This window comes from Runella rosea, assembly GCF_003325355.1.
Taxonomy (GTDB): Bacteria; Bacteroidota; Bacteroidia; order Cytophagales; family Spirosomataceae; genus Runella; species Runella rosea.
On the sequence record NZ_CP030856.1, the window covers coordinates 1 to 25035 of the forward strand.

A 25035-nucleotide genomic window follows, 5' to 3' on the forward strand; every position below is an offset into this window, starting at 1 on the left:
GCGTCACAATCAAAAAAGATATATGCGTAACTTTACGGCCCGTTTTGTGGATTTGGTAAGAAAACGAGAGGTCGGTTTTGGCAGATATTTCTTCCTGGCTTGGATCGAGTACACGCCGCTTAAATTGCCCGAAATCATCGTACGTATCTTCCGTGGCAGAAATCAATTCTCGAAGTTCATCCACCAAGATTTCAGACCAAGCTCCACCGTTAAAATTTTTCCAGCGGGAAAGAATCTCGTACAATCGCTGGGAATACGTTTTGTTGAGCGACAAAGCAATCGCCAACTCGTATTCGGTATAGCCACTTTTTATCTTTGCAATGTGAGGCAGTACTTCGTACGAAACGCCAATTTCAAATACCCCTTCCTTGGCACTGTACTTGGCGGAGGAAAACACGTTGAATGCGCTGAATTCCTTTTCCTCATCATTGCGTAGCCAAATTTGACAATTTCGCATCAGGGTCTGCGTCATTGCGAGCATCTGACGATAATTATTGGTAATGAGTTTTGCGGGTATTCTGAAGTATTTATTCTGCCTTAATTCGGCGTCGGCTTCTGTTATTTGGTTCATCACAATGTAAAAAACGCGCTTTTCCAACAATGAAAAGTTTTGACGAGTCATGATTGCCCCATTAGGCTGTCGATTGTAGTGCTTTAATTTCATTCTTTTGGACAAGCAGACTGCTTTTTTACTATCTGGAAGCTAAGGTAAAAATCTTTTCTGTCAAAACAAAACTGTGTCAGAATTTGTGTTTTTTTGACAGAATTAGGCTACATTTTGACAGAATTAGCCCTAAAACATAGTCAATCAAGTCTTTAAAAAGTGGTTCTATTCACTGTAAAGCACATTTTGGTAAGCAGTTTCACTCAAAAACTTTCATTTTTTATACTTTTTAGGCTAAAAATCAACTCCTCAAAATTATTTTAACCAACAACATATTGATAATCAATAATTTAAATAAAATAAAATTCATTTATCGACTACATTTTGACAGAATTAGGACTTTGCGAAAAAGGAAGGATTTGGGGGGATTCATTTTTTTAAACGCATGCACAACAACTTCTTAAAAAAAATAAAAAATAACACTTTTCAATCCCCCAATTTAAAATTGTTATTTGGAGAACACCACAAAGAAACGAATGACTCCTAATTCTGTCAATGATTTCTGTCTGACATTTTTAGTGACAGAGTTCGACTACATTTTGACAGAATTCGACTACATTTTGACAGAATAGATTACTACATTTTGACAGAGTTCGACTACATTTTGACAGAGTTCGACTACATTTTGACAGAGTTCGACTACATTTTGACAGAATTCGACTACATTTTGACAGAATTCGACCTTGTAATACACTGACTATCAGATTATTACAAGCCCCTTAAATCATCAATATTTTAATCATCAATTTCTAAATAAAAATTTAACCAATTTTCAAATCAAAATCAATGCAGTTTTCTTCTAGGGAAAAAAATAGAAGAGACCAGAAAAAACAAAACAAAAAACAAAAAATCGCTCCTTTCAAAAATGGGGTTTGGGCGCCAACTAAAAAATTAGTTTGTTAATATTTCACGTATTTGCCACCTTTTTCACTTTCACATGCTGTTTTAAGCCCTCAATCAAAAACCTTGTACTACCCTTTCCAGTATTTTGTCAAAATACTTTTACTAACCATTGTATTTTTATCTATTTTTGTAAAAAAAGAATGACAAAATTAACCTCCGCATGATAAGTCAGAAAGAAGTTGAAAATTTCTTAAAGCACAACCCAGCGCTCACGGTATCGGCATTAGAGAAAGAAGCCGGAATTCCCAAAGGGACCATTGCCCAAGCACTTGCAGGTTCTCGCAATCTGGCGGAGAAACATCTAACCGCGCTTTTCCCCATATTAACCAAATACGGTTATTCATCCACCCTTTACGAAAAAGCCCGGGTCATATCCATCATCAATCACAAAGGTGGAGTTGGCAAAACCACCACAACCTCATCCCTTGGCGAAGCACTAGCTCGGAGAGGTTTTAAAGTCCTGCTTATCGACCTAGACCCACAAGGTAATCTTAGTCAAATTCTTGGCGTAGAAAATCCCGAAGTACAGGTAGCCCATGCGCTGCTAAATCATGCTCAACCGCTCCCCATCATTGAAATATCGGAGAACCTTTATCTGTCACCCTCAGACATTGAACTTGCCGATGCCGAGATTCAACTCATTTTGAGTGTTGGGGGAGACTTACGTCTAAAAAACAAACTTCAACCTCTGCTTACTGAATTTGAATACGTACTGATTGATTGCCCTCCCTCCTTAAATAAACTGACGATTTCGGCCATGAACGCTTCCAACAGCTGTTTGATTACGCTGCTACCCGAAATGTCGGCTGTAAAGGGCCTTAATTCTCTTCTACAGCGCGTTATGGAAGTGAAGACGAACCTTAACTCAGAATTGAAGGTTGATGGCATTGTGTTTACAATGGTGAAGAAAAACAGCGTTCACGACGGAATCAAAGAAAATGTGAAAGAGAACGTGCCTATTCGGGTCTTTAAAACCGAAATCAAGCACCTGGTTGACTTTCAGAAATCCCAAATTTTACAACGCCCCATTGCCAAATTTGCCGATAACTCCGAGGCTGCGAAAAACTATCGTGATTTTTGTGACGAGTTTATTGACTATCTGCAAATTGTAAAATAACCTACCCCATGGCCAAGCTCAACATCAAAAACGCCATTGGCGAAAAAACCAAACAGGCACTCAATAACAGCTACATCACTTCTGAACAGATAAAACAAAATATTCAGATTTTGGAGGAGCTTCGCGGCTTTATACCCTCCCCCACCGATGATGAGCTCAATCAGCTGGAACAAAACATCATCAAAAATGGGTGCAAAGACGCATTACTACTCTGGGAAACTACCCAAGGCGTAGTCAATGGTGCTTCTATTACCCCCAACGCCCCTGCGTACATACTGGTGGATGGACACAATCGCTATCGTATTTGCACCGCCCGAAACATTAATTTCAACGTTCAGTTAATGCCTTTTTTGTCTCTTAAGGAGGTAAAAGATTACATGATTGATTTGCAGTTGGGTCGCCGAAACCTGACCCCCCAACAAACTTCCTACTTTAGAGGTCTCAGGTACAATTTAGAGAAGACGGAAAAAGGGAAATACGACCGAAATGACCATAAGTCCCAGAGTGGGACTTATGGTGAAAATGATGAAGAAAAGCATAATTCCCATTTTGGGACTTATGATAAAAATTCACTTTCAACCTCCGAAAAGTTAGCCAAAGAATATAAAGTTGGCAGAAATACAATTCTAAGAGACGCCGAATTTGCCGCGGGGCTTGATAAGCTAGACAATGACCTTAAAAACGCCGTGCTAAGCGGTGAAATCAAAATTGGTAAAGCTGACATTCAAAAATTAGCCAAGACAAAAAGAACGGAACTCATTGGCTCAACGGAGAAATTAGAGGATATACTCACCGAAAAAGGAACGACCCTATCCGTGAAAGACAAGCCCAAAGCACGGGTAGAAGAAACGAAAAAAATGCTGGTCAGGGCTTTTGAGAAAATCAGAATATCATCGGATATTAAAACAAAAGACGTTGATAAATTGATTGAATGGGCAGAGAAACTAAAACAACTGATTTAAAACCATAACCACTCATTTTTAAATCCATCAGCAGAAGGCTTTCTCCGTAAACGAGAGAGCTTTTTTGTTTTTTTGAAGGTACGTAAGGCGTTATTTCAAGCATTCACTTACACCGCCAATAATATCTTGCAATCGTTTTCGGGAGATTTTTGACAAAATCTTCTTTCATAACAAATGTCCCTTTTTATCCATACTTCAATCAACTATTTTTATTTTCCAATGAAAATTATCAACCCCAAAGCTTTTATATCTTCGGTGTACCCAACTAAAGTGCTCTTTTTTATATCAATTTTTTCCGCATTATCGGGCGTGATCTGCTACGCAGGGGAAAATAAAACAACCTCTAAAACCTCCCAAAAGAGATTGGTTGAAGACGAATATTCAACGGATAAAAAAACAATTGCTAAAGGGCAGGCTTTATTTGAAAACAACTGTTCTGCGTGTCATAATTTTCTACAGAAGGGCATCGGACCCGAACTTTCGGCCGTAACAACCGTAGTGCCCTCGGATTGGCTAAAAAAGTTTATCCAAAATGCCCCCGAGATGATTAGTAGTGGAGATGCGCGTGCATCCATGCTTTTTGATGAATATAAGCAGGTAATGCCGTCTTTTACCACATTACCAGAAGCCGACATTCAGGCAATTATGTCTTTTATTCATTCTAAACGAAAAACCGAAACAGCTACCACTGTTTCGAATCATTTTGGAACGCCAGTGGCCAATCCAGTTCCGAAAAAAATAGAAAAATCAGGATTACGCTTAAAATTAGATTATCTCGCTACCGCCCCCCAGACAGCGGCAAAATTGCCCTTGGCTAGAATCAATAAAATGTTAAAATTACCTGGTGCAAAAGACCGTTTGTTTATCGTGGATTTGCGGGGGAAACTCTACGAGATGATTGAAAATCAACTCGTAGAGTTTATGGATATGACTAAGGAAATTCCTGGCTTTATCCACGCTCCAGGATTGGCCACTGGATTTGGGAACTTTGCTTTTCACCCTGATTTCTACCGTAATGGACTTTTTTACACCACTCATACCGAAAAAGGTAAAGCTGCTACGCCCGACTTTGGCTACGCCGACTCCATAAAAGTAACCTTACAATGGGTACTCCGAGAATGGAAAATGGAAAATCCTAATGCCAATTCTTTTTCGGGTAAGGGGCGTGAGCTGATGCGGGTCAATATGGTTTCACCCATCCACGGAGTACAAGAAATTACGTTCAATCCTCTAGCCAAAGCAGGGAGTGCTGACTACGGTTTGTTGTACATTGGAGTAGGGGATGGGGGCGCTACGGAAAATGGTTTCGCTTTTTTATGCAATGATAAAACGCACGTTTGGAGCTCCGTATTACGCATCAATCCATTAGGAAAAAATAGTAAAAACGGGCGTTACGGAATTCCTTCGTCAAATCCATTTATCAAAGTGAAAGGCGCGGTTGGTGAAGTGTATTGTCGTGGTTTTAGAAATCCAAACCGCATCATTTGGACGCCAGATGGTAAAATGTTGATTACCGATATTGGTCAGACGCAAATTGAAGAAGTCAATATTGGCAAGCCGGGAGCCGATTATGGATGGCCCGAGCGGGAAGGTACTTTTGTGATGAATGCACGTGGAAAAATGAACTTAGTGTATCAATTACCCAAGAATGAGTCTACAACCAAGTATACCTATCCAGTGGCTCAATATGACCACGACGAAGGCAATGCCATTTCAGGAGGATTTGTGTATGCTTCAAACAGCATTCCGTCGCTTAAAGGCAAGTATATTTTCGGGGATATTGTCAATGGTCGCATTTTTTACGTGGAAAATAACCAATTCCGCCTTGGAAAGCAGGCCGATATTCAGGAATTAGAGCTTATGCTGGAGGATAAACTGACAACTTTACGTGAACTCACAGGCCACGCCAAAACCGACACTCGATTGGGAGAGGGGCTAAACGGTGAATTGTATATTTTCACAAAAACAGACGGGAAAATTTACAAAGTCAGCGCTTGTATGGTAAATGAATAACTGTTTTGCAGAAATGACCCATTAAATGATATTTTACATTAAACTTGATTGTTATGAACACCGCAAAGATTCGCAGCCTTGCAAAAATGATTGACCACTCGCTGCTGCATCCAACCCTGACGGATGCAGAACTACTGGAAGGTTGTAAACTGGCCCTAAAATACGATGTTGCCTCCGTATGTATCAAGCCTTATGCGGTCAAAATGGCCACCGAGCTACTGGCTGGTACCGATGTTTTGGTGGGTACAGTGATTGGTTTTCCTCACGGGAATAGTACCGTAGGGGTAAAAGTCGCCGAAACCGTTCAGGCCTGCAAGGATGGTGCCGTTGAAATTGATATGGTGGTCAACATCGGCAAGGTATTAGCCAATGATTGGACTTATGTGCAGGAAGAAATACAGGCCGTTAAAACGGCTTGCAAGCAGCACGGGGCCATTCTGAAGGTGATTTTTGAAAATGATTTCTTGCCCGAAGATTCCTTTAAAATCAAACTTTGTGAAATTTGCACGGAGGTCGGGGCTGAATTTGTGAAGACCTCAACGGGCTACGGTTTTGTGAAGGGCAGCGACGGAAAGTACAGCTACGAAGGCGCTACGGAGCATGACCTTCGACTGATGCTCGACCACGTGGGGCCTGGGGTTTTGGTCAAAGCTGCGGGTGGGGTGCGTACCCTTGACGGGCTTCTGAAAGTGCAGGAAATGGGCGTTGCGCGTTTGGGCGCCAGCGCCACAGCGGCCATTATGGAGGATGCTTATCGTCGTTTTGGCCAGATTGATGCTAATGCCCCCACAGGGCCTATTGCCGAAAGTAAAGGGTATTGAGTAATAATGCTGTTTTGCAGGTAAATTTGACGAATCGAAATCTTCCATTAAAAATTATAACCAGTCACTTTTTTCATGAAATCTACTTACGTCTTTTTAGTCCTTTTGACCACGCTGGGGTGGGGAAATGCCCACGCGCAATCCAAAAAAGAAAAAGGCCCCAAAATCATCAGAACCTTGATTGTTGACGGGCAAAATAACCACGAACAGTGGCCCAAAATAACGTACATGATGAAAGATTACTTGGAAGAAACGGGTAAATTTTCGGTGGATGTACAACGTACTTATTACACTTGGAACGGCGGTGACCTCGTGGATAAGTACAAAATCAAAGGACTTCCCGCCACCAAAGCAATGGCAAATGCCAAAATGGATTCCGCTTTTCATCCCGATTTTTCTAAATATGATTTAGTGGTTTGTAATTTTGGTTGGAATGCCGCTCCTTGGTCGGACGAAACGCAGGCCGATTTTGAGAAATTTATGAACAATGGCGGCGGTTTAGTGGTCGTCCATGCGGCCGACAATTCGTTTCCGAAGTGGCCTGCCTACAACCGAATGATAGGTATAGGAGGCTGGGGAGACCGTAGCGAAAAAGACGGCCCTTTTGTTTATTACGATGAAAACGGAAAGTTGGTCAAGGATATGCAGGCTGGCAAAGCAGGCTCACACGGGGCACAAAAGGAGTTTTTAATCACCATCAGAAACTCCAAACACCCGATTACGAAAGGAATGCCGCTCAAATGGATGCACACCAAAGACGAAATGTATGACCGCCTGCGCGGGCCAGCCGAAGATATGGAAGTATTGGCCACGGCTTTTTCACCCAAAGATAATCGTGGAACCGACCGCCACGAACCCATGCTGATGACCATCAAATACGGTAAGGGGCGCGTTTTTCATACGCCGCTCGGACACGTTGATTATTCAGTCGAATGCGTCGGTTTCATCACGTGCCTTCAACGCGGTGCTCAGTGGGCCGCTACGGGAAAGGTTGATATTCCTATTCCAAGGGATTTCCCAACTGAAAACGCCACGAGTCAACGCAAGTTTGTTGATTAAACAAATCAGAATGAGGAACAATTAATCCATAAAGACGGATAGAAATAGAAGTTCGAAGTACTTTTGGGATAAGAATTCACACGCTATTCATTTGTACTTTCCCAAACGTAATGAGAAAACTTCTTTTTGTACTATGTTCGGTATTTTTTGCTACACTCACCATTGCACAAACCGAACCTTTGGTCAATTCCGTTGAGGCAACCTATCGTGCAGGGTTGCCTCATTTTTTTGATAAAATACAGAAAGGTCAATCCGTAAAAGTGGCTTATTTGGGTGGTAGCATTACCCGGGCCGATCATGGATGGCGCACTAAAACATTCCAATGGTTGCAAAGCAACTATCCCCAAGCGCAATTTGTGGAAATCATGGCCGCCATCGGTGGGACAGGCTCAGATTTTGGCGCGTATCGCTTGCAAAACCACGTTCTTCAACACACGCCAGATTTAGTTTTTGTGGAATTTGCCGTCAACGACAATGGAAAATCTGCGCAGGATGTGAAAGAATCAATGGAAGGAATTGTCCGTCAAATATGGCAACAAAACCGTTCGACTGACATTTGTTTTGTGTACACTTTCTCCCGTCCGCAGTTAGATTTTTATCAGCGGGGTACATTCCCCGTTTCTGCGTCGGCGATGGAAGTCATCGCCGATTATTACCAAATCCCCTCAATTTCAATGGCTTTTCCTGCGGTGAACTTAATCACTGAGGGTAAAATGGTGCTTCAAGGCCAGGCTGGTTCTACCACTGATCCCATGGTTTTTTCGGCAGATGGAGTGCATCCTTTTCCTGAAACAGGGCATAAAGTATACGCAGAAACCGTAAAAAAACACCTAATTCATCTTCAACTGGTTGGAAAAAAAGGCAAACACGCGTTGAAAAAGGCATTAATGCCTAATAATTTAGAAAAAGCAAGCCTTTTGGCGCTGGATAAAATCGAAAAAAGTTCGGGTTGGCCACGTGTCGATTCAGTCGTGGTGGGAAAAGCTTACGCCTCGCTTCTGACCTCCGTTATTGCTTCTGATGACACTTCGGAGTACATCAAGGTACGTTTTAAGGGAACAAGTTTTGGAATCGTGGATGTGATAGGGCCGAGTAGTGGGCAAATTAGAGTATATATTGACAATGAGCCGCCTCGTTACATCAATCGTTTTGATGAGTATGCGACCTACTACCGGATGAATTATACCATTATTAACGGTTTAAAAGAGGGAAATCATGAGGTAACCATAAAAGTTTCCCCTGAAAAGCTTGATAAAGCGTTGATTTTGCAAAAACGCAATAACAAAATAAACAACCCTAAGTTATACGAGAAACAGTTTTTATACTTAGGCGGGATTTTGGTAAAATAATAAAACCTTTTAGTTATGACTATTAGGTATATTATTTTTAGAATTCATATTTTGATAATATAACTGTTCGTACTTTCGCGACAACATAATTTTACTTCACTCAAATAAAACCTTCTAAAAAACCATTTATGATTCCACTTTTACTACCCCAAACCCATTTTCATTCTTTAAATCCCGTGCGTTGGCTTCAGCGTTTAGGCTCTTTTTGCCTTTTAGCCCTGTTGTTAACGGTTTCAACGGTAGCTCGGTCGCAGGCGCCCACGGAGTTGTTTATTTCTGAGTACATTGAAGGAAGCAGCAATAACAAAGCCATCGAAATCTACAACGGCACGGGCAGTGCCATCAATTTAGCGACTGGCGGGTACAATATTCAGATGTATTTTAACGGTAATTCTGCTTCGACATTAACCATTAATTTAACGGGTACGGTCGCTAGTAATGATGTTTTTGTTATTGCTAATTCATCGGCAAATGCAACCATACTGGCCCAAGCTGATCAAACCAATGGCTCTGGATGGTTCAATGGTGATGATGTGGTTGTGCTTCGCAAAGGCACTACAATTATTGACGTAATCGGACAAATAGGCTTTGACCCTGGTACCGAATGGGGGACAGGACTGACCTCCACCGCCGATAATACCATTCGTCGTAAAGCATCCATTTGTGGGGGCGATGTAAACGGAAGTAATGCGTTTGATCCTGCTACCGAATGGGATGGCTTTGCCAATGATACATTTGATGGGTTAGGTACGCACTCCGCCACCTGCGGCCCTGTGACTCCTACACTCAACATCAATGATGTTTCTAAAGTGGAAGGCAATACTAACACCACTACTTATGCATTTACGGTAAGTTTGAGTGCACCTGCGGGGCCAGGTGGTGTCACGTTTGATATTGCGACCGCCGATAATACCGCTAGTTCGAGCAGTGATTATGTAACAAAATCATTGACTGGACAAACCATCCCTCAAGGTTCAAATAGTTATAGTTTTGAAGTGGTAGTAAATGGCGACGAAACCACCGAGCCAAACGAAACTTTTTTTGTCAATGTAACCAACGTAACTGGTGCAACTGCGGGTGATACACAAGGGCTGGGAACTATCCAAAATGATGATATCGCGGTTTCCAAAATACACGAAATTCAAGGAAGTGGCGCAACGACGCCTTTTGCGGGTACAACCGTGGCGATTGAAGGTATTGTAACGCGTACTTTCCTTGGTTCAACGCGCCTGAACGGTTTTTATGTACAGGAAGAAGATGCCGATACCGACGGCAATCCAGCCACGTCGGAAGGGATTTTTGTTTTTGACCCTGCCCAACTTTTCAGCGGTAACATCGGCGACAAAGTAAAAGTAACAGGTAAAGCGGCAGAATTTACCTCAAGTGGCAGCAGCTTAACCCAATTGAATGAATTGGTGAGTGTACAAAATATGGGTGGAGCTGCTTTACCCGCCATCACCAATGTACAATTACCTGTATCAAATGTGAGCGACCTAGAGCGCTACGAAGGGATGCTCGTCGAGGTGAGCGCCGCCACGGGAAATCTTACCGTGACAGAACTGTTTCAGTTAGGCCGTTTTGGACAACTGGTACTCTCAGCAAACGGTGACAGCAACCAACCTGGCACTGATGCTCGTTTGGATCAATACACGCAGTTTAATACGCCAAGCGTATCAGGTTATTCAGACTATCTGGCTCAGATTGCTAAAAGAAGGATTTATTTGGATGATGGAGTGGGTTCGCAAAACCCTGACCCCATTATTTTTGGAAGAGGTGGTAATCCCCTTAGCGCTTCCAATACCCTTCGTACTGGCGACGAGGCCGTGAGTGTTGTGGGTGTGTTAGACCATCGTTTTGAAGGTTACCGAATCCAGACCTTGACCAGCCCTAATTTCATGGCAACCAATGCCCGCCCAGCTACGCCGCCCGCTCTTGGTGGAACGTTGAAAGTAGCAAGCTTCAATGTGCTCAACTATTTCAACGGAAACGGTTCGGGCGGTGGATTTCCTACTTCGCGGGGGGCGGATAATGTCGCCGAATTTGATCGTCAAAGGGCTAAAATTCTGAACGCAATCATTGCTTCAGGAGCCGATGTAGTTGGTTTGATGGAAATTGAAAATGACGGTTTTGGAGCCACGAGCGCTATTCAAGATTTAGTGAATGGATTAAACGGCATTGCGGGTGCGGGCACCTATAGTTTTATCAATTCAGGTAATATTTCGACCGACGAAATAACGGTTGCCATGATTTATAAACCAGCCGCCGTCAGTCCCGTTGGCGATTCGAAAGCCATTCCTTTTGATTTCGGCACAGGCTCGTTTACGGTGGTAGGAAGACGTTCATTAGCTCAAACATTCCAACAGGTTTCGACGGGTGAAGCGTTTACGGCCGTAGTAAACCATTTAAAATCAAAAGGTAGCAGCTCGGGTGGTGCGGGAGATGCTGATTCTGGCGATGGGCAAGGCTTCTCTAACGGGACACGTACCCGTCAGGCGCAGGATGTAGCCGCATGGTTGTTAACAAACCCAACGGGCACGACTGACCCTGATTACCTCATTTTGGGCGATTTGAATGCGTACGCTAAAGAAGACCCATTGACGGCTTTTGCAAATGCTGGTTTCGGAAACCTGCTTCCTTTGACGTCGTATTCATACGTTTTTGACGGTCAACTTGGTTCGCTTGACCACGCGCTAGGAAGTGCTACTTTGGCATTACAGAAAACAGGTGCCGAAAAATGGCACATCAACGCCGACGAGCCAACCGTTTTAGACTATAACACAGAATTTAAAACTTCAGGCCTTGTTTCTTCATTGTACAGCACTGAGCCTTATCGGTCTTCCGACCATGATCCAGTTTTGGTTGGACTGAATTTATGTACTACGCCCACAATCAGTAACGTAGTTGTAACCCAACCTACTTGTTTGAGTGCTACTGGCAGTGTTGTAATTACCGCCACTGGTACAGGTACATTGGAGTACAATTTGAATAATATAGGTTGGCAGGAATCGAATACTTTCAGCGGCTTGACTTCGGGAAATTACATCCTCGTGGTGCGCTCGAAAGCCAATACATCTTGTTCCACAACCTATGCAAGCAACCCCGTTGTGGTTAATGCCGCTCCGCTTGTCCCTTCAGTATTCAACGTTTCAGGTGGTGGTGGTAAATGCAGTGGCAACAATGGAAACGGTGTTGTGCCATCATTTACTATTACGTTGAGTGGTTCACAAACCAACGTAAATTATCAACTCCTTCGCAATGGTTCTCCCGTGGGTAGCGCGGTAGCGGGCACGGGTAGCTCGTTGACATTTACGCAGACCGAGCAGGGTGCTTATACGGTTTCGGCGACTTCAACGACTGGTTGTACATCAGCCATGACAGGAGAAGCCATTATTTACACCAACAGTCGCCCCGATAAATTTAAGGTGTCGGGTGGTGGAAATTACTGCGTTGGTAGTGCCGGTGTGGAAGTGGGTATGGAGGATTCTGAAGCAGGCGTTAATTATCTGCTGAAAAAGAATAATGTAAGTACGGGAATTTTGGTTGCAGGAACAGGCAGCGCAATTAGTTTTGGATTGCAGCCTGCGGGCACTTACACGGTAGATGCCATCAACGCCGCCACGGGTTGTGACGCTAACATGAACGGCTCAGCGGTTGTTTTGGCCAAAAATTGTAACGGAAGAGTAGGAGCGGAAACCTTCGATTCTGATGATTCCTCTGACGAAAATGTGTGGGCGGCAATTGCGCCTAACCCTGTGATTGGAAGAGAGTTTACACTTTTGGTGAAAGGAATGGCGGGTAAAACCGTAGAGTGGCAATTGCTGAATGTGCAGGGAACTGTGGCTATATCAAGCCGATTTGTGAGTGGTAGTAACGCCCATCGTCAAACCCTTGCTGTGCCTCAATTAGCGGCTGGTTCGTATTTGCTAAACGTTCAGTCAAGCGGTAAAAGTCTAACATTGAAAGTGATGAAAGCAGAATAACTTTTCATCCATTAAACGCAAAAAAAAGACAGCGAGTCTGGTGCACATTTTTGGCACCGACTCGCTGTCTTTTTTAAGTAAATTCTTTGGAAATTAATTCGGTAATTTATCCCTAAAATACCCATAAGCCCAGGTGCCTGCCACGGCACTTAGCAACGTGACAATCACAGCCATATAACCACTGCCGATTTGGGCAAATAAAGGCCCAGGACAAGCGCCTGTAATGGCCCAGCCTAGACCAAAAATAAGGCCGCCATAGATTTGCCCTCGCTGAAATTTCTTGGGGTGAAACTGAACGGTTTCGCCAGATAATGTCTTGATATTGAATTTTTTAATCAAAAATACAGAAATCATTCCGACCACTACTGCGCTTCCAATAACGCCATACATGTGGAAACTTTGCAGGCGGAACATCTCCTGAATACGGAACCAAGAAATGATTTCGGCTTTGACAAAAACAATCCCGAAAAGAACCCCAACAATCAGGTATTTGATATTACTGACCCAACTTTCGGGTTGCGCCATGTCATTAGGAGCTTCACAGGCGAAGGGCTGTTCATCTTGCTCAATGGGTGGAGAAACTTGCTGAAAACTCATTGTTATATTTTTTAGTGTTTTGTGTTTCAATTAAAATAATTTGAAAATAAAGGGCATTAATAAGTGAGTCATGGTAAAACCGCCCACCATAAAACAGCAGGTTGCGATGAGAGATGGAACCTGGAGGTTTGACAAACCCATGATGGCGTGCCCAGACGTACAGCCACCTGCATAGCGCGTACCAAATCCAACCATAAAACCACCCAATACGAAGAAAATAAATCCTTTAAGCGAAAATAGCGCCTCCATGCTAAACAAATCGGCGGGCATCAATCCCGAAAAATCCTGAATTCCTAACGCTCGCAAATCAGCCATTGTGTTTTCTGAAAGTTGGAAAGCGTTGGGATTTTCCATAAAGTTGGTGGCAATCATTCCTCCAAAAAATACACCAAGGACGAAGACCAAATTCCAGATTTCTTTTTTCCAATCATACTTGAAAAAAGAAATATTGGCTGGAAAACAGGCCGCACAAATGTGCCGCAGTGAGGATGAGATACCAAAAGATTTATTTCCAATCAATAATAATGTGGGGACGGTCAGCCCAATCAGCGGCCCAGCCACGTACCACGGCCAAGGTTGACGAATCAGTTCAATGAATTGTTGCATGCGAATGTTTAATTAATAGTGATAATTGAGAATTAAGTTGAAGTGAGACATATTTACTTTGTTGAATACATAGCGCTCGTTTTGGTATGTTTCGCCAATTTCATCTTTTCGAACAACCAACAGCAAGGCGTTTAATCCTTTTAGGTATTTTTCAAATTGATACGTAACGCCTAAGTTAATTTGAGAGTACGAAGGCATTCCGTATTTGTTAAGTGCGAAATTTTTAGTGTCTGGCAGTTGGAAATACCCGCCGCTGATTTCAATTTTTAGGTTCTTTATTGGCTTATAAAAGGTATTGATACTCGTAGCGGTTACGTCCCCAAATCCTTCGTTTCGCTCGCGGGGCATAAACGTATAAAAAGGTTCTCGGCCCCATTCACGCGGCATGAGGTACCTGCCTTCGGCGGTGATTCTGGTGGCATTGATGTACCAATCAAACTTGGATGATTGCCGCCCGATTCGGCCTGAAATAACCGTTGACGTTGCTCCAGATTGGGTATAAGCCTGCGCAGGGTCTGTATTTCCACCGTTTCCCAAGGCATTTTGTTTGACTAATTGCCCACCTATAAACCAATTTTTCCCAGCCACGGTTTTTGATTTCCATTCTGCTTTCAGAAAACCCGTGTTAGCTATGTTTTCAAGGTAGGTATCCCAAAACTCAATCGACCATTGTTTTTTGCGGTAGGTTGCGCCAAAAATCCCGACTCCTTTTGATTCCGTATTTCCTTTGTACTGAGAGGTTTTGCCGTTTATATCGACTCCTACGGGGTAAATACCCATGCTTTCACCCACTTCAAACCACCGAACGGTTGAGCGCGGAGAAATCCGCCAAATGTATTCGCCGTGGAGTTTAAAGTTTGTCCATTCATTGATATCTACCACGGCAGCCTCGGTCAGGGTGGGCCGCATTCGTCCGTCCTGCGGATTGATAAAGGGTGACTGTGGAATTTGCCGACCGATGGTCACAAGTGATTTTTTACCGAAGTGGGTTTTGATAAATAACTCCTCCAGTCGGTCCAAATCTTCGTGGTCGTTGGGACGCTCAATGTCAAAAAGTCCAATCTCGTAGCGATTGACTTGGCCCGTCAGCGGGTCGGCTTTGGCGAGGTCAGTGGATTTGATATTAAACATGAAAAAACCACTCAGACCCAGCTGAAAACGCTTGAAAAATTTAGGTGTTTCGTAGCCAATTCCTGCCCCTGCCCCCCACGCAAAAGCATCACTCAGATTCCCGTCATTTACGGTGCCTGACCAATAAGACCGGGCATGACCATAAAAGCGTCCGTTGGCAAAAAAGTGATTCAACGTATTGGTATCTTTTTCTATTTCTCGGTGACTATGTATGCCTTGTCCATAAACACGACTTAACATACCTGACAACAATATTAGAATATAAAAAGTGCGATTCATTTTCTTCTCTGCCTAGTGTTTTGAAATAACAACACAAAAGTACAGGTTAGAAAAAGGCCCTTCCGTGACAAATGTTACCTAAAGGTATAATCTACCCCAAAAACTTGACTTAAAAGATTCTGCGGAGCGTCTAGGATGGTGGCATCGTGGCGTAAAGCGGGCGTAACGGGAGAAAATTCACGCAAATATTCTTTCATCACTGTATGCAAGGTATAGGAAGTAAGCCTTGTTTCTTTCACTCCTTTGAGGCGACAAAGCATATCATCGGGGTCGCCGTCTCGCTCGCAAGCGCATATGGTGTAGGTTTTGTCAAGATTGAGAGGCTGACCGCCGATGGTCACTTTTTGCACCCGTTGACCCACTCTTTCCTTTGCTTTAAATTCTATCTGCATCCCTTTAAACCGTATCAGCCAGCCTCCAAAACGTTTGGATGCATCTTGGGCAAATACGTTTTGCAATTCTTTTTCGAGCCATTCCATGAGTTGCTGGCCCGTTGCTTTGGCTGTTTTGACGTTAGAATCAATGGGAAGCATGTCAAAAAGATAACCTTCGGTGATGGCCACTTTTTCATCTTTGCCTGCGGTTAGGGGTGGGCAAAATCGAAAACCGTTTGACAAGGCTATATCTGTATTAACTTTCCATTTGAGGGCGTCCACGATTAAGGTATCAATGGTGTTTTCGACCACAAAATTTCGGTATAAGGGTAAAGTACTGTACCCGATAATACGATTTATTTCAGCCCGGTACGGTTTTTCAATTTGTTCTATTAACTCCTGTATTTCCTTTTTTGCGGGATATTTTTTAGGGTCAACTTCAATAAGTTCGTATGAGTCTCCCGTGATTTTTCCGCTTTCAACGCGTAGGTCGAGTTTACCGACGAAAGAGCCAAAAGCCCCTGGTTCGACAATTTTGGTGTATTCGGCTTGAATTGGTTTTCGTACACGCTCGTGCGTATCAGCCCCAAAAATATAGTCAACTCCTTTACAGTCAGGGTTGTTGCCCAAAGCAATTTGCTGGCTAAGCCCTAAATGCGAAAGTAAAATTACAAAATCGCATTGTTCTTGTTCTTTCAGCAAAGTCACGTATTCTTTTAAACTTTCTTCGGGTTTGGCGTAAATGATTCCTTTGCTGTACATCGGAGATTGACGAATCGGCACCAACGGGTCGGTATATCCCAAAAAACCGATTTTAATCCCCAATCGATTGAAAATCTGGTAGGGTTGAAAAATGAGATTTCCCCGTTTGCCGTCGCCTGCGTCGTGGTACATATTGGCGCAGACTTTGGGCGTCAGTAGCCCGCCCATCAGGTGCTGCATGTTTTGTTTGTTGTACACCACTTCCCAGTTTCCGGGAAGATACAGGTCATAATTCAGCGCATTCAAAAGCGGAACAAACGCTTTTCCCGTGGTTTTGATGGCCAGCATACTGCCCTGAAACATATCGCCCGTATCCATTACGATGGTATTGGTCGGATTCTGTTTGCGTAATACGTCCAAGGCTGTTGCCAAATGCGCGTAGCCTCCTGCTTTACGAAAGGTAAGTTGGTTATTCTCCCAAAATAGCTCATCGTGGGGGTGAAGCTGGCAGTGGACGTCGGTGGTTTGTAAGAATGTTATTGTTCCGCTTTTGGCGTGGTTACTTTTTTTGGAATTTGTGTTTTCTTCAGAAGCCGATAGGGGAGGCGTACTTCCCAAAATGGCCCCTGTAAACAAACCTGATTGGAGGAATTTGCGGCGAGAAGGCATCATTGATAAAGGTTTAGATTAAAATCCTGCTTTGATGTATGACCAACCTTCCTCTTGCCTGAGTACAATTTCTGCCAGCCCGACGGGGACAAAAATGGACGCTGGTAAAATCTGGTTTTTGGCTATTTTTCGTTGTTTAAGGGTATTTTCACACACGGCAAAAATGATTCCTCGTTCTTTTAGAAGTTCAATTTCTTTGCTCAGGATAGCTTCATCTTTTTTCATAAAACCTACCCCAGCATTGTGAACAACAACTTCTATTTTGGCGGTTTTCCAATAATCCAAGACGTTACCCAGTTGTTTAACCAGAGCTTTATGCACAAGGGTATCAGCGGAGGCCAAGTGAAATACGATTCGATGTTCTTTCTCCGACGTTTGTCCAATGGCCTGATTGGCAAACAAAATACCCGTGAAGGCAAAAATAAAAAGGACTGATTTCATAGGGAGGCGAGGCTAGGTTTTTGGGATTTATTGGCTTTGTGTTTCTCTTTCCAATCCTTGATGGGCTTGTAAGGACCATATTTATGCTGGGCTTCCGTAAACGGGTCGGAGTAGGGCCCAAATGGATGATCGAAGGGTTTGCCGTTGATGTTGGGCCAATCCTTGCTTAGGTCTTTGGTAGGTCGTGGCATGGAATTAACATACGCGGCTACGTCCCAAGCTTCTTCGTCCGTGAGCTGGGCATTTTTGTAGGTGACTCCAAAAGGCATGTTGTATTTTACATAGCCCGCAAAGTTGGAGATGCGGTACAAACCCGCGCCGATATTGTAGCTGTTGGGCCCCCAAAGCGGCGGAAATGTATAGCTTTTACCGTCGGCGGCCAACACACCTTCGCCTTTTGCCTGATGGCAACTTTGGCATTTTTGTTCATACACTACTTTTCCCAAAACGGGGTCGGTGGCTCTTTTGAGCCCTTTCAGCTTATAAATTCCTGAGCCTTTGGGCGCTTTATTTTTTGAAACTCCCGTGCCCAACCATTCGATGTAGGCCAAAATGGCCTTCATTTCGCGGCTTGTTGAGTCGGGGGCTTTTCCGTTGAGGCTGCGCTCAAAGCAATCGCTGACGCGTTTTACTTGATTTTCGCTGGTTCCCGAACGTTCGCGAAATTTGGGATAGGTAGCTTGTACGGCAAAATAGTTGTTTCCCCAAGGCTGAGCGCCTGCTTGCAAATGGCAGTTTTGGCAATTCATGCCGTTAGAAATTGGCTTTACACTCCCTTTAGGGCCCAGATAATCAGCAGTATGGGCAATGAGCTCTTTGCCGTAATTGATTAAATTTTGTTGTTCTGCGTTGAATTTAGACTTTTGCCAATCGGCGGGGCCGGGCCAAAGACCCACAAAGTTTGAATCGGGTTTTACATAGTTGGCTATTTCAACAATGGGTTCGTCATTGTTTGAATCCCCAACAACCAGAATATATCCTAAAAAGAACATTAAACCAGCAGATGTCAGCAGTAAGATTAACAGAATTTTGAGTGAGCGTAATAACGTTTCTATGAGGTTGTTGGACTCCATGATTGCCAAATTGTTGTGAAAGGCGGTGGGACAAAATTAGCGGTATTCAACTTCTTTCAATGTGATATATGTTACATATCAATGAAAAAATTGAATAAAAAGATGAATGTGTGAGATGTCAAAATAGTTAGCTAAAAATATAGAGTTTCTTCTAACGAGTGGTTAAAGTTGCGCTATTTTATCCATTTTAGCGCAATACTTCGTAGGAGCAAAAGCCAAGGGGTTAAATGCAAAAAAAAATCAAACCAATCCATCGGTTTCATACCTACGGCTCCGCCGAGTATCCACCGAATTTTGCCGAATAGGTGCGGCTCTGGAAGAAAAGGCGCTAATCCTAACGTCAGACTTGCTATGAGCCAAAGTTGCCAATTGTTGAGCGTATTTTTCATTTTTCTGTTGTTTTATCACAAAAATCGGGGTTATTACTTTCTTACATCGTGATATATGTTACAAAAAAAAGGGAGAACGATTAATTCGTTCTCCCTTGGAAAAGAAGTGGTTGATTTACAATAAAGTAGAAGGGCAAACGTATTCGGTCAATGGTAGTTTTCCCGCGTTTTTGAGGGCCGCAAAACCACCCGCTACATCCACCAAATTGTCAAAGCCCCGAGCTTTCAAAATTGAAATGGCAATCATAGAGCGATACCCACCCGCACAATGAATATAACAGGTCTTGTCGGATGGAATTTGGGCCATGTGGTCATTCAGAAAATCAAGTGGCAAATTTTCAACGCCCACCATGTGCTCGGCGTCGTATTCGCTCTTTTTACGCACATCAAACACCGTCAGCGATGGATTTTCGGTAAATAAATCCGAAAACGTTTGGGCAGAAATAGAGGTGACGCTGTCCAACTCAAGACCTGCCGCTTGCCAAGCGGCCATGCCGCCCTGCAAGTATCCCACGCATTTGTCGTAGCCTACACGTGCCAAACGCGTGATGGTTTCTTCTTCTTTGCCCGCTTCGGTCACCAACAAAATCGGTTGTTTTAAATCGGGAATAAGCGTACCTACCCACGAAGCAAACTGCCCGTCTAGGCCGATATTGATGGCATTTGGTATAAATCCTTTGGCAAAAGTTTGGGCTTCGCGAACGTCCAAAATCAAGGCTTCGGTTTCGTTGGCGGCGGCTTCAAACGCGGCGGGTGTCAGCGCCTGACTTCCGCGCTGCATGACATCTTCGAGGCTTTCGTAGCCTTGAATGTTCATCAATACATTTTGGGGAAAATAGGCAGGGGGAGGAACCAGCCCCGTTAAAATCTCTTTTATGAATTGTTCTTTGGTCAGATTCAAATTGAGTGCATAGTTGAACAACTTTTGGTTGCCGAGGGTGTCGGTGGTTTCTTTGCTCATTTTTTTGCCGCAAGCGCTGCCAGCACCGTGGCCCGGATAGACGATAATGTCGTTGGCCAACGGAATGATTTTGGTGCGGAGAGAATCGTAAAGATGCCCCGCCAGTTTTTCTTCCGTCAAATCGCTGATGACGTGCTGTGCCAAATCGGGGCGGCCTACATCCCCGATAAACAGGGTGTCGCCCGTGAAAATGGCCGTTTCTTTGCCGTTTTCATCAATCAATAAAAAACAGGTTGATTCCATCGTATGGCCGGGCGTATGAATGGCCTTGATTTTTACATTGCCCAACTGAAATTCTTCCCCGTCTTTGGCAACGTAGGCTGTGTATGCGGGCTTGGCGGTGGGTCCAAAAACAATGGTGGCGCCCGTAGCGTTGGATAAATCAATGTGTCCCGAGACAAAATCGGCGTGGAAGTGGGTTTCGAACACGTATTTTATGTCAACGCCTTCTTTTTTGGCGCGCTCTACATAGGCTTTGGTATCACGAAGGGGATCGATGACGGCGGCTTCGCCGTTTGATTCAATATAATAGGCGGCTTCGGCTAAACAACCCGTGTAAATTTGTTCTACTTTCATGTCTTTTGAGGAAGTTTATTTTGCTGATTTAATAGAACAAAATTACCGCCCGTCGGTAGCCTTTTCTGTAACTTTTAGCACACAGAAATACTGATTGATGTCAGCTTTTAAGTCATTTAATTGAACCAAAAACCCATAAAAAAATCCCCGATGCGTTGGCATCGGGGATTAGTAAGAAAATAGGGTGGGTTAACAAGCGGCAGCTTCGACCAATTCGGTTGCGGTCAGATTTCCTTTCGAGACCCATTCGTTCATGCCTGCCGAATAGTTTTTTACGTTTTTGAATCCGTTTTTGACCAAAAGTGAATACCCAATGGCGGCCCGGTCTCCGCCCTGACAATGGATGACCACTTGCTTATCTCTACTGATTTTATCCAAATTGGAGAGAATCGTTCCGATAAAAATATTCTCGACTCCTTCGATGTGTTCGGTATTGTATTCCGACACTCCGCGCAGGTCGATTACTTGCGTATCTTCTCGGTCAAGGTAGGATTTGAATTCGTCGATTTCAATGATTTCGCTTTTTTGGAGCGGTATTTCAAGGGCGTTTACGTCGTCAATGTACCCAAGCACGTTGTCTAAGCCAATGCGCATCAGTTTGCGGGTGAGGTCTTCGATTTGGCCGTCGTTGGCCACCAGCATAAACGGCTCTTCGTAATTCACAAACCAGCCCATCCACGTGGCAAAGGCGTTGTTTCCCTGAATGTTGATGCTTCCAGGAATAAAACCTTTGGCAAAATCAACTTTATTTCGGGTATCAATCAGTTTGATGCCTTTTTCCATGGCGGCTTTTACCGCATCACCAGAGAGTTTTGTTTGTGTTGGTACTTGCGTAAGCAACGGACGCTCGACTTTGTTGAGTTTTTTCATCATGGCAAAGTACTTGGGCGGCTCAGGTTGGTCAGCGAGCAGGTAGTCTACAAATCCTTTTTGGTCATCGTCGTGCTGAAACGCCCAATTTCGAATTTTTTCGTAACCCACCGTTGAGCTAGGAACCGCGCCAAGTGCTTTTCCGCAGGCCGAACCCGCTCCGTGGCCTGGCCAAACCTGCAAATAATCGGGTAGAGCGGCAAATTTTTGAATAGAATGATACATTTGAAGCGCACCAGCATCTTGTGTTCCTTTCATGCCTGCGGCTTTTTCCAATAAATCTGGACGACCGATGTCACCCACGAAAACGAAATCGCCCGTAAACAGCATCACTGGTTTGGCACTTGCGGGTTTGTCGGTCAATAAGAAACTGATACTTTCTGGGGTGTGGCCAGGGGTGTGAATAACTTCAAATGTAAGGTTTCCAACCTTGATGACACTCCCGTTTTTCAGACCAATGTGGTCAAACTCGTATTCCCAACCTTCGCCACCTTCATCGGAGAGGAACATTTTAGCGCCCGTAATGGCGGCCAATTCGCGGGCTCCCGAAAGAAAATCGGCGTGAATGTGAGTCTCGGTGATATGGGTGATGCGCAAACCATTTTGTTTGGCAATTTCAAGGTACGTATCTACATCTCTTTTGGGGTCAATGACCATGGACTCACCCGTTCTTTGGCAACCGATAAGGTAACTTGCTTGGGCTAGGGTTTTGTCATAAATATGTTGAAAGAACATGGTTGTTTTGTGTTAAGATGAATATTGTTGAATTAATGATACAAAGTTAGATTGAGGCGGTGCTCTGTACTGTGACAATTATTACATAAGCCACATTTTATTTGATTATTTAAAGAAAATTTCTTTTGAAATAATCCCGATGCCCATCACGAGTACAAACCAGCCAAACGCTCTTTTAAGCTTCTCGCTCGGGACGAACTTTGAGAGGTAAGACCCTACAAAGATGCCGACGACGGAGAATCCGGTAAATTCAAGTAGAAATGGCCAATCGACGGGGAGATTGGATACGTCGCCGATGAACCCGATGAGTGATTTTGCCGCAATGATAAGGAGGGAAGTTCCTACGGCCATTTTCATGGGTAAATGCGCTAAAACTACCAACGCGGGAATGATTAAAAAGCCACCTCCAGCCCCCACGAGGCCCGTTAATGCCCCCACGACTGCTCCTTCAAGTCCGATGACAGGGTAGTTGAATTTCAATTCACCAGCTTCTTCGTTTTTATGCTTTTTCTTCTCCTTAATCATTGAATACGAAGCGGCCAACATCACAATGGCAAAAAATATCATGATGCCGATATTTTTGGTGACCTCAAATCCTCCTACCGAAAATAATGAATCAGGAATGGCAGGAACAAGGTATTTACGGGTTAGAAAAACAGTGATAAAAGAAGGAATGGCGAAAACCAGCGCGGCGCGATAATTGACCAATTCTTTGCGCATATAATTGACGGAGCCAACCAAGGATGTAGTACCGACCACGAAAAGGGAGTACGCTGTTGAGAGAACAGGGTTGATGCCCAATAAATAAACCAAAACGGGTAAAGTAAGAATGCTGCCGCCGCCACCGATAAGCCCGAGACTTATTCCGATAAAAATGGAGGCAGAAAAACCAAAAATTTCAATTGAGCTCATTTTCTTTTGCAGTGAGTTGTTGAATGACTCTGCAAAAGTAGAAGGTCAAAAAGGGCCTTACCGTGATAATTGTCACATAGCCAAAGAAAGTTTTAAGAAAAACGGGAAGATTTTCAGAGGGACTTGCAGGAAGGTTAAGTTGCTTATTTTTGGATTGTTAGGCCTTATCAATGAGGTCCTTCTTTTTTTTTTCGTTGGTTTGAATGGAATCTTTTCCGTTTTCAATTTCTACTTCTTTGACGGTGATGGCGTACGCATTGGGATAAATGGCCGAGCCAAATTTCATGGCGTAGGCCTTCGTAAACTCGGCCCCAAAATACAGAATCAAAGAAGAATAATAGATCCAAACCAACAAAATAGCCATGGAGCCAGCGGCGCCGTACATGCTGCCGATGTTGGTTTTGCTGATGTAGAAGGAAATACCAAACTTGCCGAGCATAAATAAAAGGGCGGTGAGCATTGAACCCGCCAATACATCGTGCCATTTGATTTTGGCATCGGGCAAAACCCTAAAAATAACTGCAAATAGTAAGCTGATAACGATAAACGTAAGTGCCTGATTTAGAATGTAAAATGCCACAATAGTGACTTCAGGAAAGGCGGCCTGCAACCGATTGTTAAATTCGTCTAAGATGGTCGTAACGGCTAATGATACCACCAGCAAAAAACCAAGACTTACAATGACCGAAAAGGATAAAAAACGATTTTGGATGATTTTCAACCATCCTTTTTTGGGCTTGGCTTTGATACCCCATATTTTATTGATGGAGTCCTGAATTTCGGCAAAGATACCCGTGGCTCCTACCAACAACGTGGCCACACCGATGGCGGCAGCGGTGGTACTTTTACCGCTTATGGCAGCCTTCTTGATGATTTCCTGTAATTCTATGGCCGTATCTTTGCCCAGAAAACTGTCTAACTGCGCATAAATTTGCCCTTCGATGGCTTCGCGTCCCAAAAAAATACCGCAAAAAGAAATGATAACCACCAACAATGGCCCTACCGAAAATACCGTAAAATACGCCAGCGAGCCGCCGAGTTTCGTCACATTGTCGTCTAAAAACCCATTGAATGAATTTAGCAAGACTTCCCACAATCCTTTAAGCGTGATTTTTCGCGTCATTGAATTCGTTTTTTAGTAGATGGGGTAAAACGAAATTAAAATACCATACCAGTGCGGCCCCTAATTATGTCTTAAATCCAAATCATCCAACGACGTATAAGACAGGGAATACTTTTGCGAATTCAGGATATTTAGCTCAATGAGACTTTCTTGGATGGTATTTTGAAATACCTCAATGAGCGAAAAAATAAGTGGTTTATCGAAGTTATGTGTCGAAAACCGGATGTTGCGGGCGCGGTTTATTGTCGAGATAAAGTGCATTATTTTCCCTTTATTTTGTGCCATCATTTCTTTCAGAAATAGAATGGTTAAGGGGTGCTTTAAAAAAGTATTGGTGGTAGGGATGCCATCCTTTCCGTAGAAACTATTGGTATGTTTTAATGAAGGATTTTGTTCTAGGTTTTCGATTTCTTCGTTATTGATTAATAGTTCAATGGTCAGGTTTTGATTTTTTATCTCTTTATAAAGCTCGTATGAGGCAGATTCGGGGGTTAAATCTTTGTTGATGCAGACTGTGTGGGTAGAAGGAAATTCCTGTTGGATAGTGCTACAAGCTTTTTGTAATAAATCTGATTTGGTATCTACCAATACCAAACTGTATCCTTCTCGTGCCAGAATGCGCGCAAAAGATTCTCCAATTTTACCCGTAGCCCGGGTGATGAGTGCATATATTAACGTGGAGTTATTCATTTTTTATCCGTTTAAAAGTTATCAATTGGTCAGAAAACT

Annotated in this window: 20 protein-coding genes; 7 read left to right on the top strand and 13 right to left on the bottom strand. The window is 43.5% G+C overall.

The genetic code is table 11. The annotated features are described in order from the left end of the window. A partial coding sequence (locus DR864_RS29500; RefSeq protein ID WP_229599620.1) for a replication initiation protein occupies positions 1 to 622 on the bottom strand: 622 nt, incomplete at its 3' end. 1105 nt (positions 623 to 1727) lie between these two features. Here DR864_RS29500 and DR864_RS29505 point away from each other — a divergent pair. The 7 genes from DR864_RS29505 (at position 1728) to DR864_RS29535 (ending at position 12868) form a co-directional block, all read left to right on the top strand. Continuing rightward, positions 1728 to 2684, top strand: a complete 957-nt coding sequence (locus DR864_RS29505) for a ParA family protein (RefSeq protein WP_114070741.1) — start codon at positions 1728 to 1730, stop codon at positions 2682 to 2684. An 8-nt stretch (positions 2685 to 2692) separates the two neighbouring features. Continuing rightward, a complete protein-coding gene (locus DR864_RS29510) occupies positions 2693 to 3646 on the top strand; it encodes a ParB N-terminal domain-containing protein (protein WP_114070742.1) in 954 nt (317 codons plus the stop codon). 219 nt (positions 3647 to 3865) lie between these two features. After that, positions 3866 to 5659 (top strand): PQQ-dependent sugar dehydrogenase, encoded by a 1794-nt coding sequence (locus tag DR864_RS29515; RefSeq protein WP_114070777.1) that lies wholly within the window; start codon positions 3866 to 3868, stop codon positions 5657 to 5659. A 53-nt stretch (positions 5660 to 5712) separates the two neighbouring features. Further along, complete coding sequence (deoC, locus tag DR864_RS29520; RefSeq protein WP_114070743.1) at positions 5713 to 6480, top strand: deoxyribose-phosphate aldolase; 768 nt, start codon at positions 5713 to 5715, stop codon at positions 6478 to 6480. 75 nt (positions 6481 to 6555) lie between these two features. Further along, positions 6556 to 7539, top strand: a complete 984-nt coding sequence (locus DR864_RS29525) for a ThuA domain-containing protein (RefSeq protein WP_114070744.1) — start codon at positions 6556 to 6558, stop codon at positions 7537 to 7539. 110 nt (positions 7540 to 7649) lie between these two features. Beyond that, on the top strand, positions 7650 to 8888 hold the full coding sequence (locus tag DR864_RS29530; RefSeq protein ID WP_114070745.1) for an SGNH/GDSL hydrolase family protein: 1239 nt from the start codon (positions 7650 to 7652) through the stop codon (positions 8886 to 8888). 128 nt (positions 8889 to 9016) lie between these two features. Beyond that, a complete protein-coding gene (locus tag DR864_RS29535) occupies positions 9017 to 12868 on the top strand; it encodes an ExeM/NucH family extracellular endonuclease (RefSeq protein WP_114070746.1) in 3852 nt (1283 codons plus the stop codon). Between the two features lie 93 nt (positions 12869 to 12961). On the opposite strand, the gene DR864_RS29540 is transcribed toward DR864_RS29535, so the two are convergent. From DR864_RS29540 to DR864_RS29595, 12 genes are all read right to left on the bottom strand, one after another. Further along, complete coding sequence (locus tag DR864_RS29540) at positions 12962 to 13465, bottom strand: DUF6691 family protein (RefSeq protein WP_114070747.1); 504 nt, start codon at positions 13463 to 13465, stop codon at positions 12962 to 12964. A gap of 30 nt (positions 13466 to 13495) precedes the next feature. Continuing rightward, positions 13496 to 14071, bottom strand: coding sequence for a YeeE/YedE family protein (locus tag DR864_RS29545; RefSeq protein ID WP_114070748.1), 576 nt, complete (start codon positions 14069 to 14071; stop codon positions 13496 to 13498). Between the two features lie 12 nt (positions 14072 to 14083). Beyond that, positions 14084 to 15442: an OprD family outer membrane porin gene (locus DR864_RS29550; protein ID WP_229599621.1), complete on the bottom strand. Its 1359-nt coding sequence runs from the start codon at positions 15440 to 15442 to the stop codon at positions 14084 to 14086. A 113-nt stretch (positions 15443 to 15555) separates the two neighbouring features. Beyond that, complete coding sequence (locus tag DR864_RS29555) at positions 15556 to 17229, bottom strand: bifunctional metallophosphatase/5'-nucleotidase (protein ID WP_310587579.1); 1674 nt, start codon at positions 17227 to 17229, stop codon at positions 15556 to 15558. A 15-nt stretch (positions 17230 to 17244) separates the two neighbouring features. Beyond that, positions 17245 to 17667: a DsrE family protein gene (locus DR864_RS29560; RefSeq protein WP_114070751.1), complete on the bottom strand. Its 423-nt coding sequence runs from the start codon at positions 17665 to 17667 to the stop codon at positions 17245 to 17247. Next, positions 17664 to 18740 (bottom strand): c-type cytochrome, encoded by a 1077-nt coding sequence (locus DR864_RS29565; protein ID WP_114070752.1) that lies wholly within the window; start codon positions 18738 to 18740, stop codon positions 17664 to 17666. The genes DR864_RS29560 and DR864_RS29565 overlap by 4 nt, the downstream gene beginning before the upstream one ends. A gap of 173 nt (positions 18741 to 18913) precedes the next feature. Beyond that, a complete protein-coding gene (locus tag DR864_RS29570; protein WP_114070753.1) occupies positions 18914 to 19129 on the bottom strand; it encodes a hypothetical protein in 216 nt (71 codons plus the stop codon). A 115-nt stretch (positions 19130 to 19244) separates the two neighbouring features. Next, complete coding sequence (locus DR864_RS29575) at positions 19245 to 20666, bottom strand: MBL fold metallo-hydrolase (RefSeq protein WP_114070754.1); 1422 nt, start codon at positions 20664 to 20666, stop codon at positions 19245 to 19247. Between the two features lie 189 nt (positions 20667 to 20855). Further along, the gene (locus DR864_RS29580) at positions 20856 to 22271 is read right to left on the bottom strand and encodes an MBL fold metallo-hydrolase (RefSeq protein WP_114070755.1); all 1416 of its coding nucleotides are present in this window, start codon (positions 22269 to 22271) and stop codon (positions 20856 to 20858) included. 105 nt (positions 22272 to 22376) lie between these two features. Next, complete coding sequence (locus DR864_RS29585; RefSeq protein ID WP_114070756.1) at positions 22377 to 23183, bottom strand: sulfite exporter TauE/SafE family protein; 807 nt, start codon at positions 23181 to 23183, stop codon at positions 22377 to 22379. 157 nt (positions 23184 to 23340) lie between these two features. Continuing rightward, entirely contained in the window at positions 23341 to 24306 is a 966-nt protein-coding gene (locus DR864_RS29590) for a YihY/virulence factor BrkB family protein (RefSeq protein WP_114070757.1), read from the bottom strand. A 60-nt stretch (positions 24307 to 24366) separates the two neighbouring features. Then, positions 24367 to 24996 carry an SDR family NAD(P)-dependent oxidoreductase gene (locus tag DR864_RS29595; RefSeq protein ID WP_114070758.1) on the bottom strand — a complete coding sequence of 210 codons (630 nt, stop codon included), beginning with the start codon at positions 24994 to 24996 and terminating at the stop codon, positions 24367 to 24369. Positions 24997 to 25035 lie beyond the last annotated feature (39 nt).

Bases quoted from the DNA above. Each gene is read 5' to 3' on its own strand.
- DR864_RS29505 (WP_114070741.1), top strand. From the start codon at position 1,728: ATGATAAGTCAGAAAGAAGTTGAAAATTTCTTAAAGCACAACCCAGCG.
- DR864_RS29510 (WP_114070742.1), top strand. From the start codon at position 2,693: ATGGCCAAGCTCAACATCAAAAACGCCATTGGCGAAAAAACCAAACAG.
- DR864_RS29515 (WP_114070777.1), top strand. From the start codon at position 3,866: ATGAAAATTATCAACCCCAAAGCTTTTATATCTTCGGTGTACCCAACT.
- deoC (WP_114070743.1), top strand. From the start codon at position 5,713: ATGAACACCGCAAAGATTCGCAGCCTTGCAAAAATGATTGACCACTCG.
- DR864_RS29525 (WP_114070744.1), top strand. From the start codon at position 6,556: ATGAAATCTACTTACGTCTTTTTAGTCCTTTTGACCACGCTGGGGTGG.
- DR864_RS29530 (WP_114070745.1), top strand. From the start codon at position 7,650: ATGAGAAAACTTCTTTTTGTACTATGTTCGGTATTTTTTGCTACACTC.
- DR864_RS29535 (WP_114070746.1), top strand. From the start codon at position 9,017: ATGATTCCACTTTTACTACCCCAAACCCATTTTCATTCTTTAAATCCC.
- DR864_RS29540 (WP_114070747.1), bottom strand. From the start codon at position 13,465: ATGAGTTTTCAGCAAGTTTCTCCACCCATTGAGCAAGATGAACAGCCC.
- DR864_RS29545 (WP_114070748.1), bottom strand. From the start codon at position 14,071: ATGCAACAATTCATTGAACTGATTCGTCAACCTTGGCCGTGGTACGTG.
- DR864_RS29550 (WP_229599621.1), bottom strand. From the start codon at position 15,442: ATGTTAAGTCGTGTTTATGGACAAGGCATACATAGTCACCGAGAAATA.
- DR864_RS29555 (WP_310587579.1), bottom strand. From the start codon at position 17,229: ATGATGCCTTCTCGCCGCAAATTCCTCCAATCAGGTTTGTTTACAGGG.
- DR864_RS29560 (WP_114070751.1), bottom strand. From the start codon at position 17,667: ATGAAATCAGTCCTTTTTATTTTTGCCTTCACGGGTATTTTGTTTGCC.
- DR864_RS29565 (WP_114070752.1), bottom strand. From the start codon at position 18,740: ATGGAGTCCAACAACCTCATAGAAACGTTATTACGCTCACTCAAAATT.
- DR864_RS29570 (WP_114070753.1), bottom strand. From the start codon at position 19,129: ATGAAAAATACGCTCAACAATTGGCAACTTTGGCTCATAGCAAGTCTG.
- DR864_RS29575 (WP_114070754.1), bottom strand. From the start codon at position 20,666: ATGAAAGTAGAACAAATTTACACGGGTTGTTTAGCCGAAGCCGCCTAT.
- DR864_RS29580 (WP_114070755.1), bottom strand. From the start codon at position 22,271: ATGTTCTTTCAACATATTTATGACAAAACCCTAGCCCAAGCAAGTTAC.
- DR864_RS29585 (WP_114070756.1), bottom strand. From the start codon at position 23,183: ATGAGCTCAATTGAAATTTTTGGTTTTTCTGCCTCCATTTTTATCGGA.
- DR864_RS29590 (WP_114070757.1), bottom strand. From the start codon at position 24,306: ATGACGCGAAAAATCACGCTTAAAGGATTGTGGGAAGTCTTGCTAAAT.
- DR864_RS29595 (WP_114070758.1), bottom strand. From the start codon at position 24,996: ATGAATAACTCCACGTTAATATATGCACTCATCACCCGGGCTACGGGT.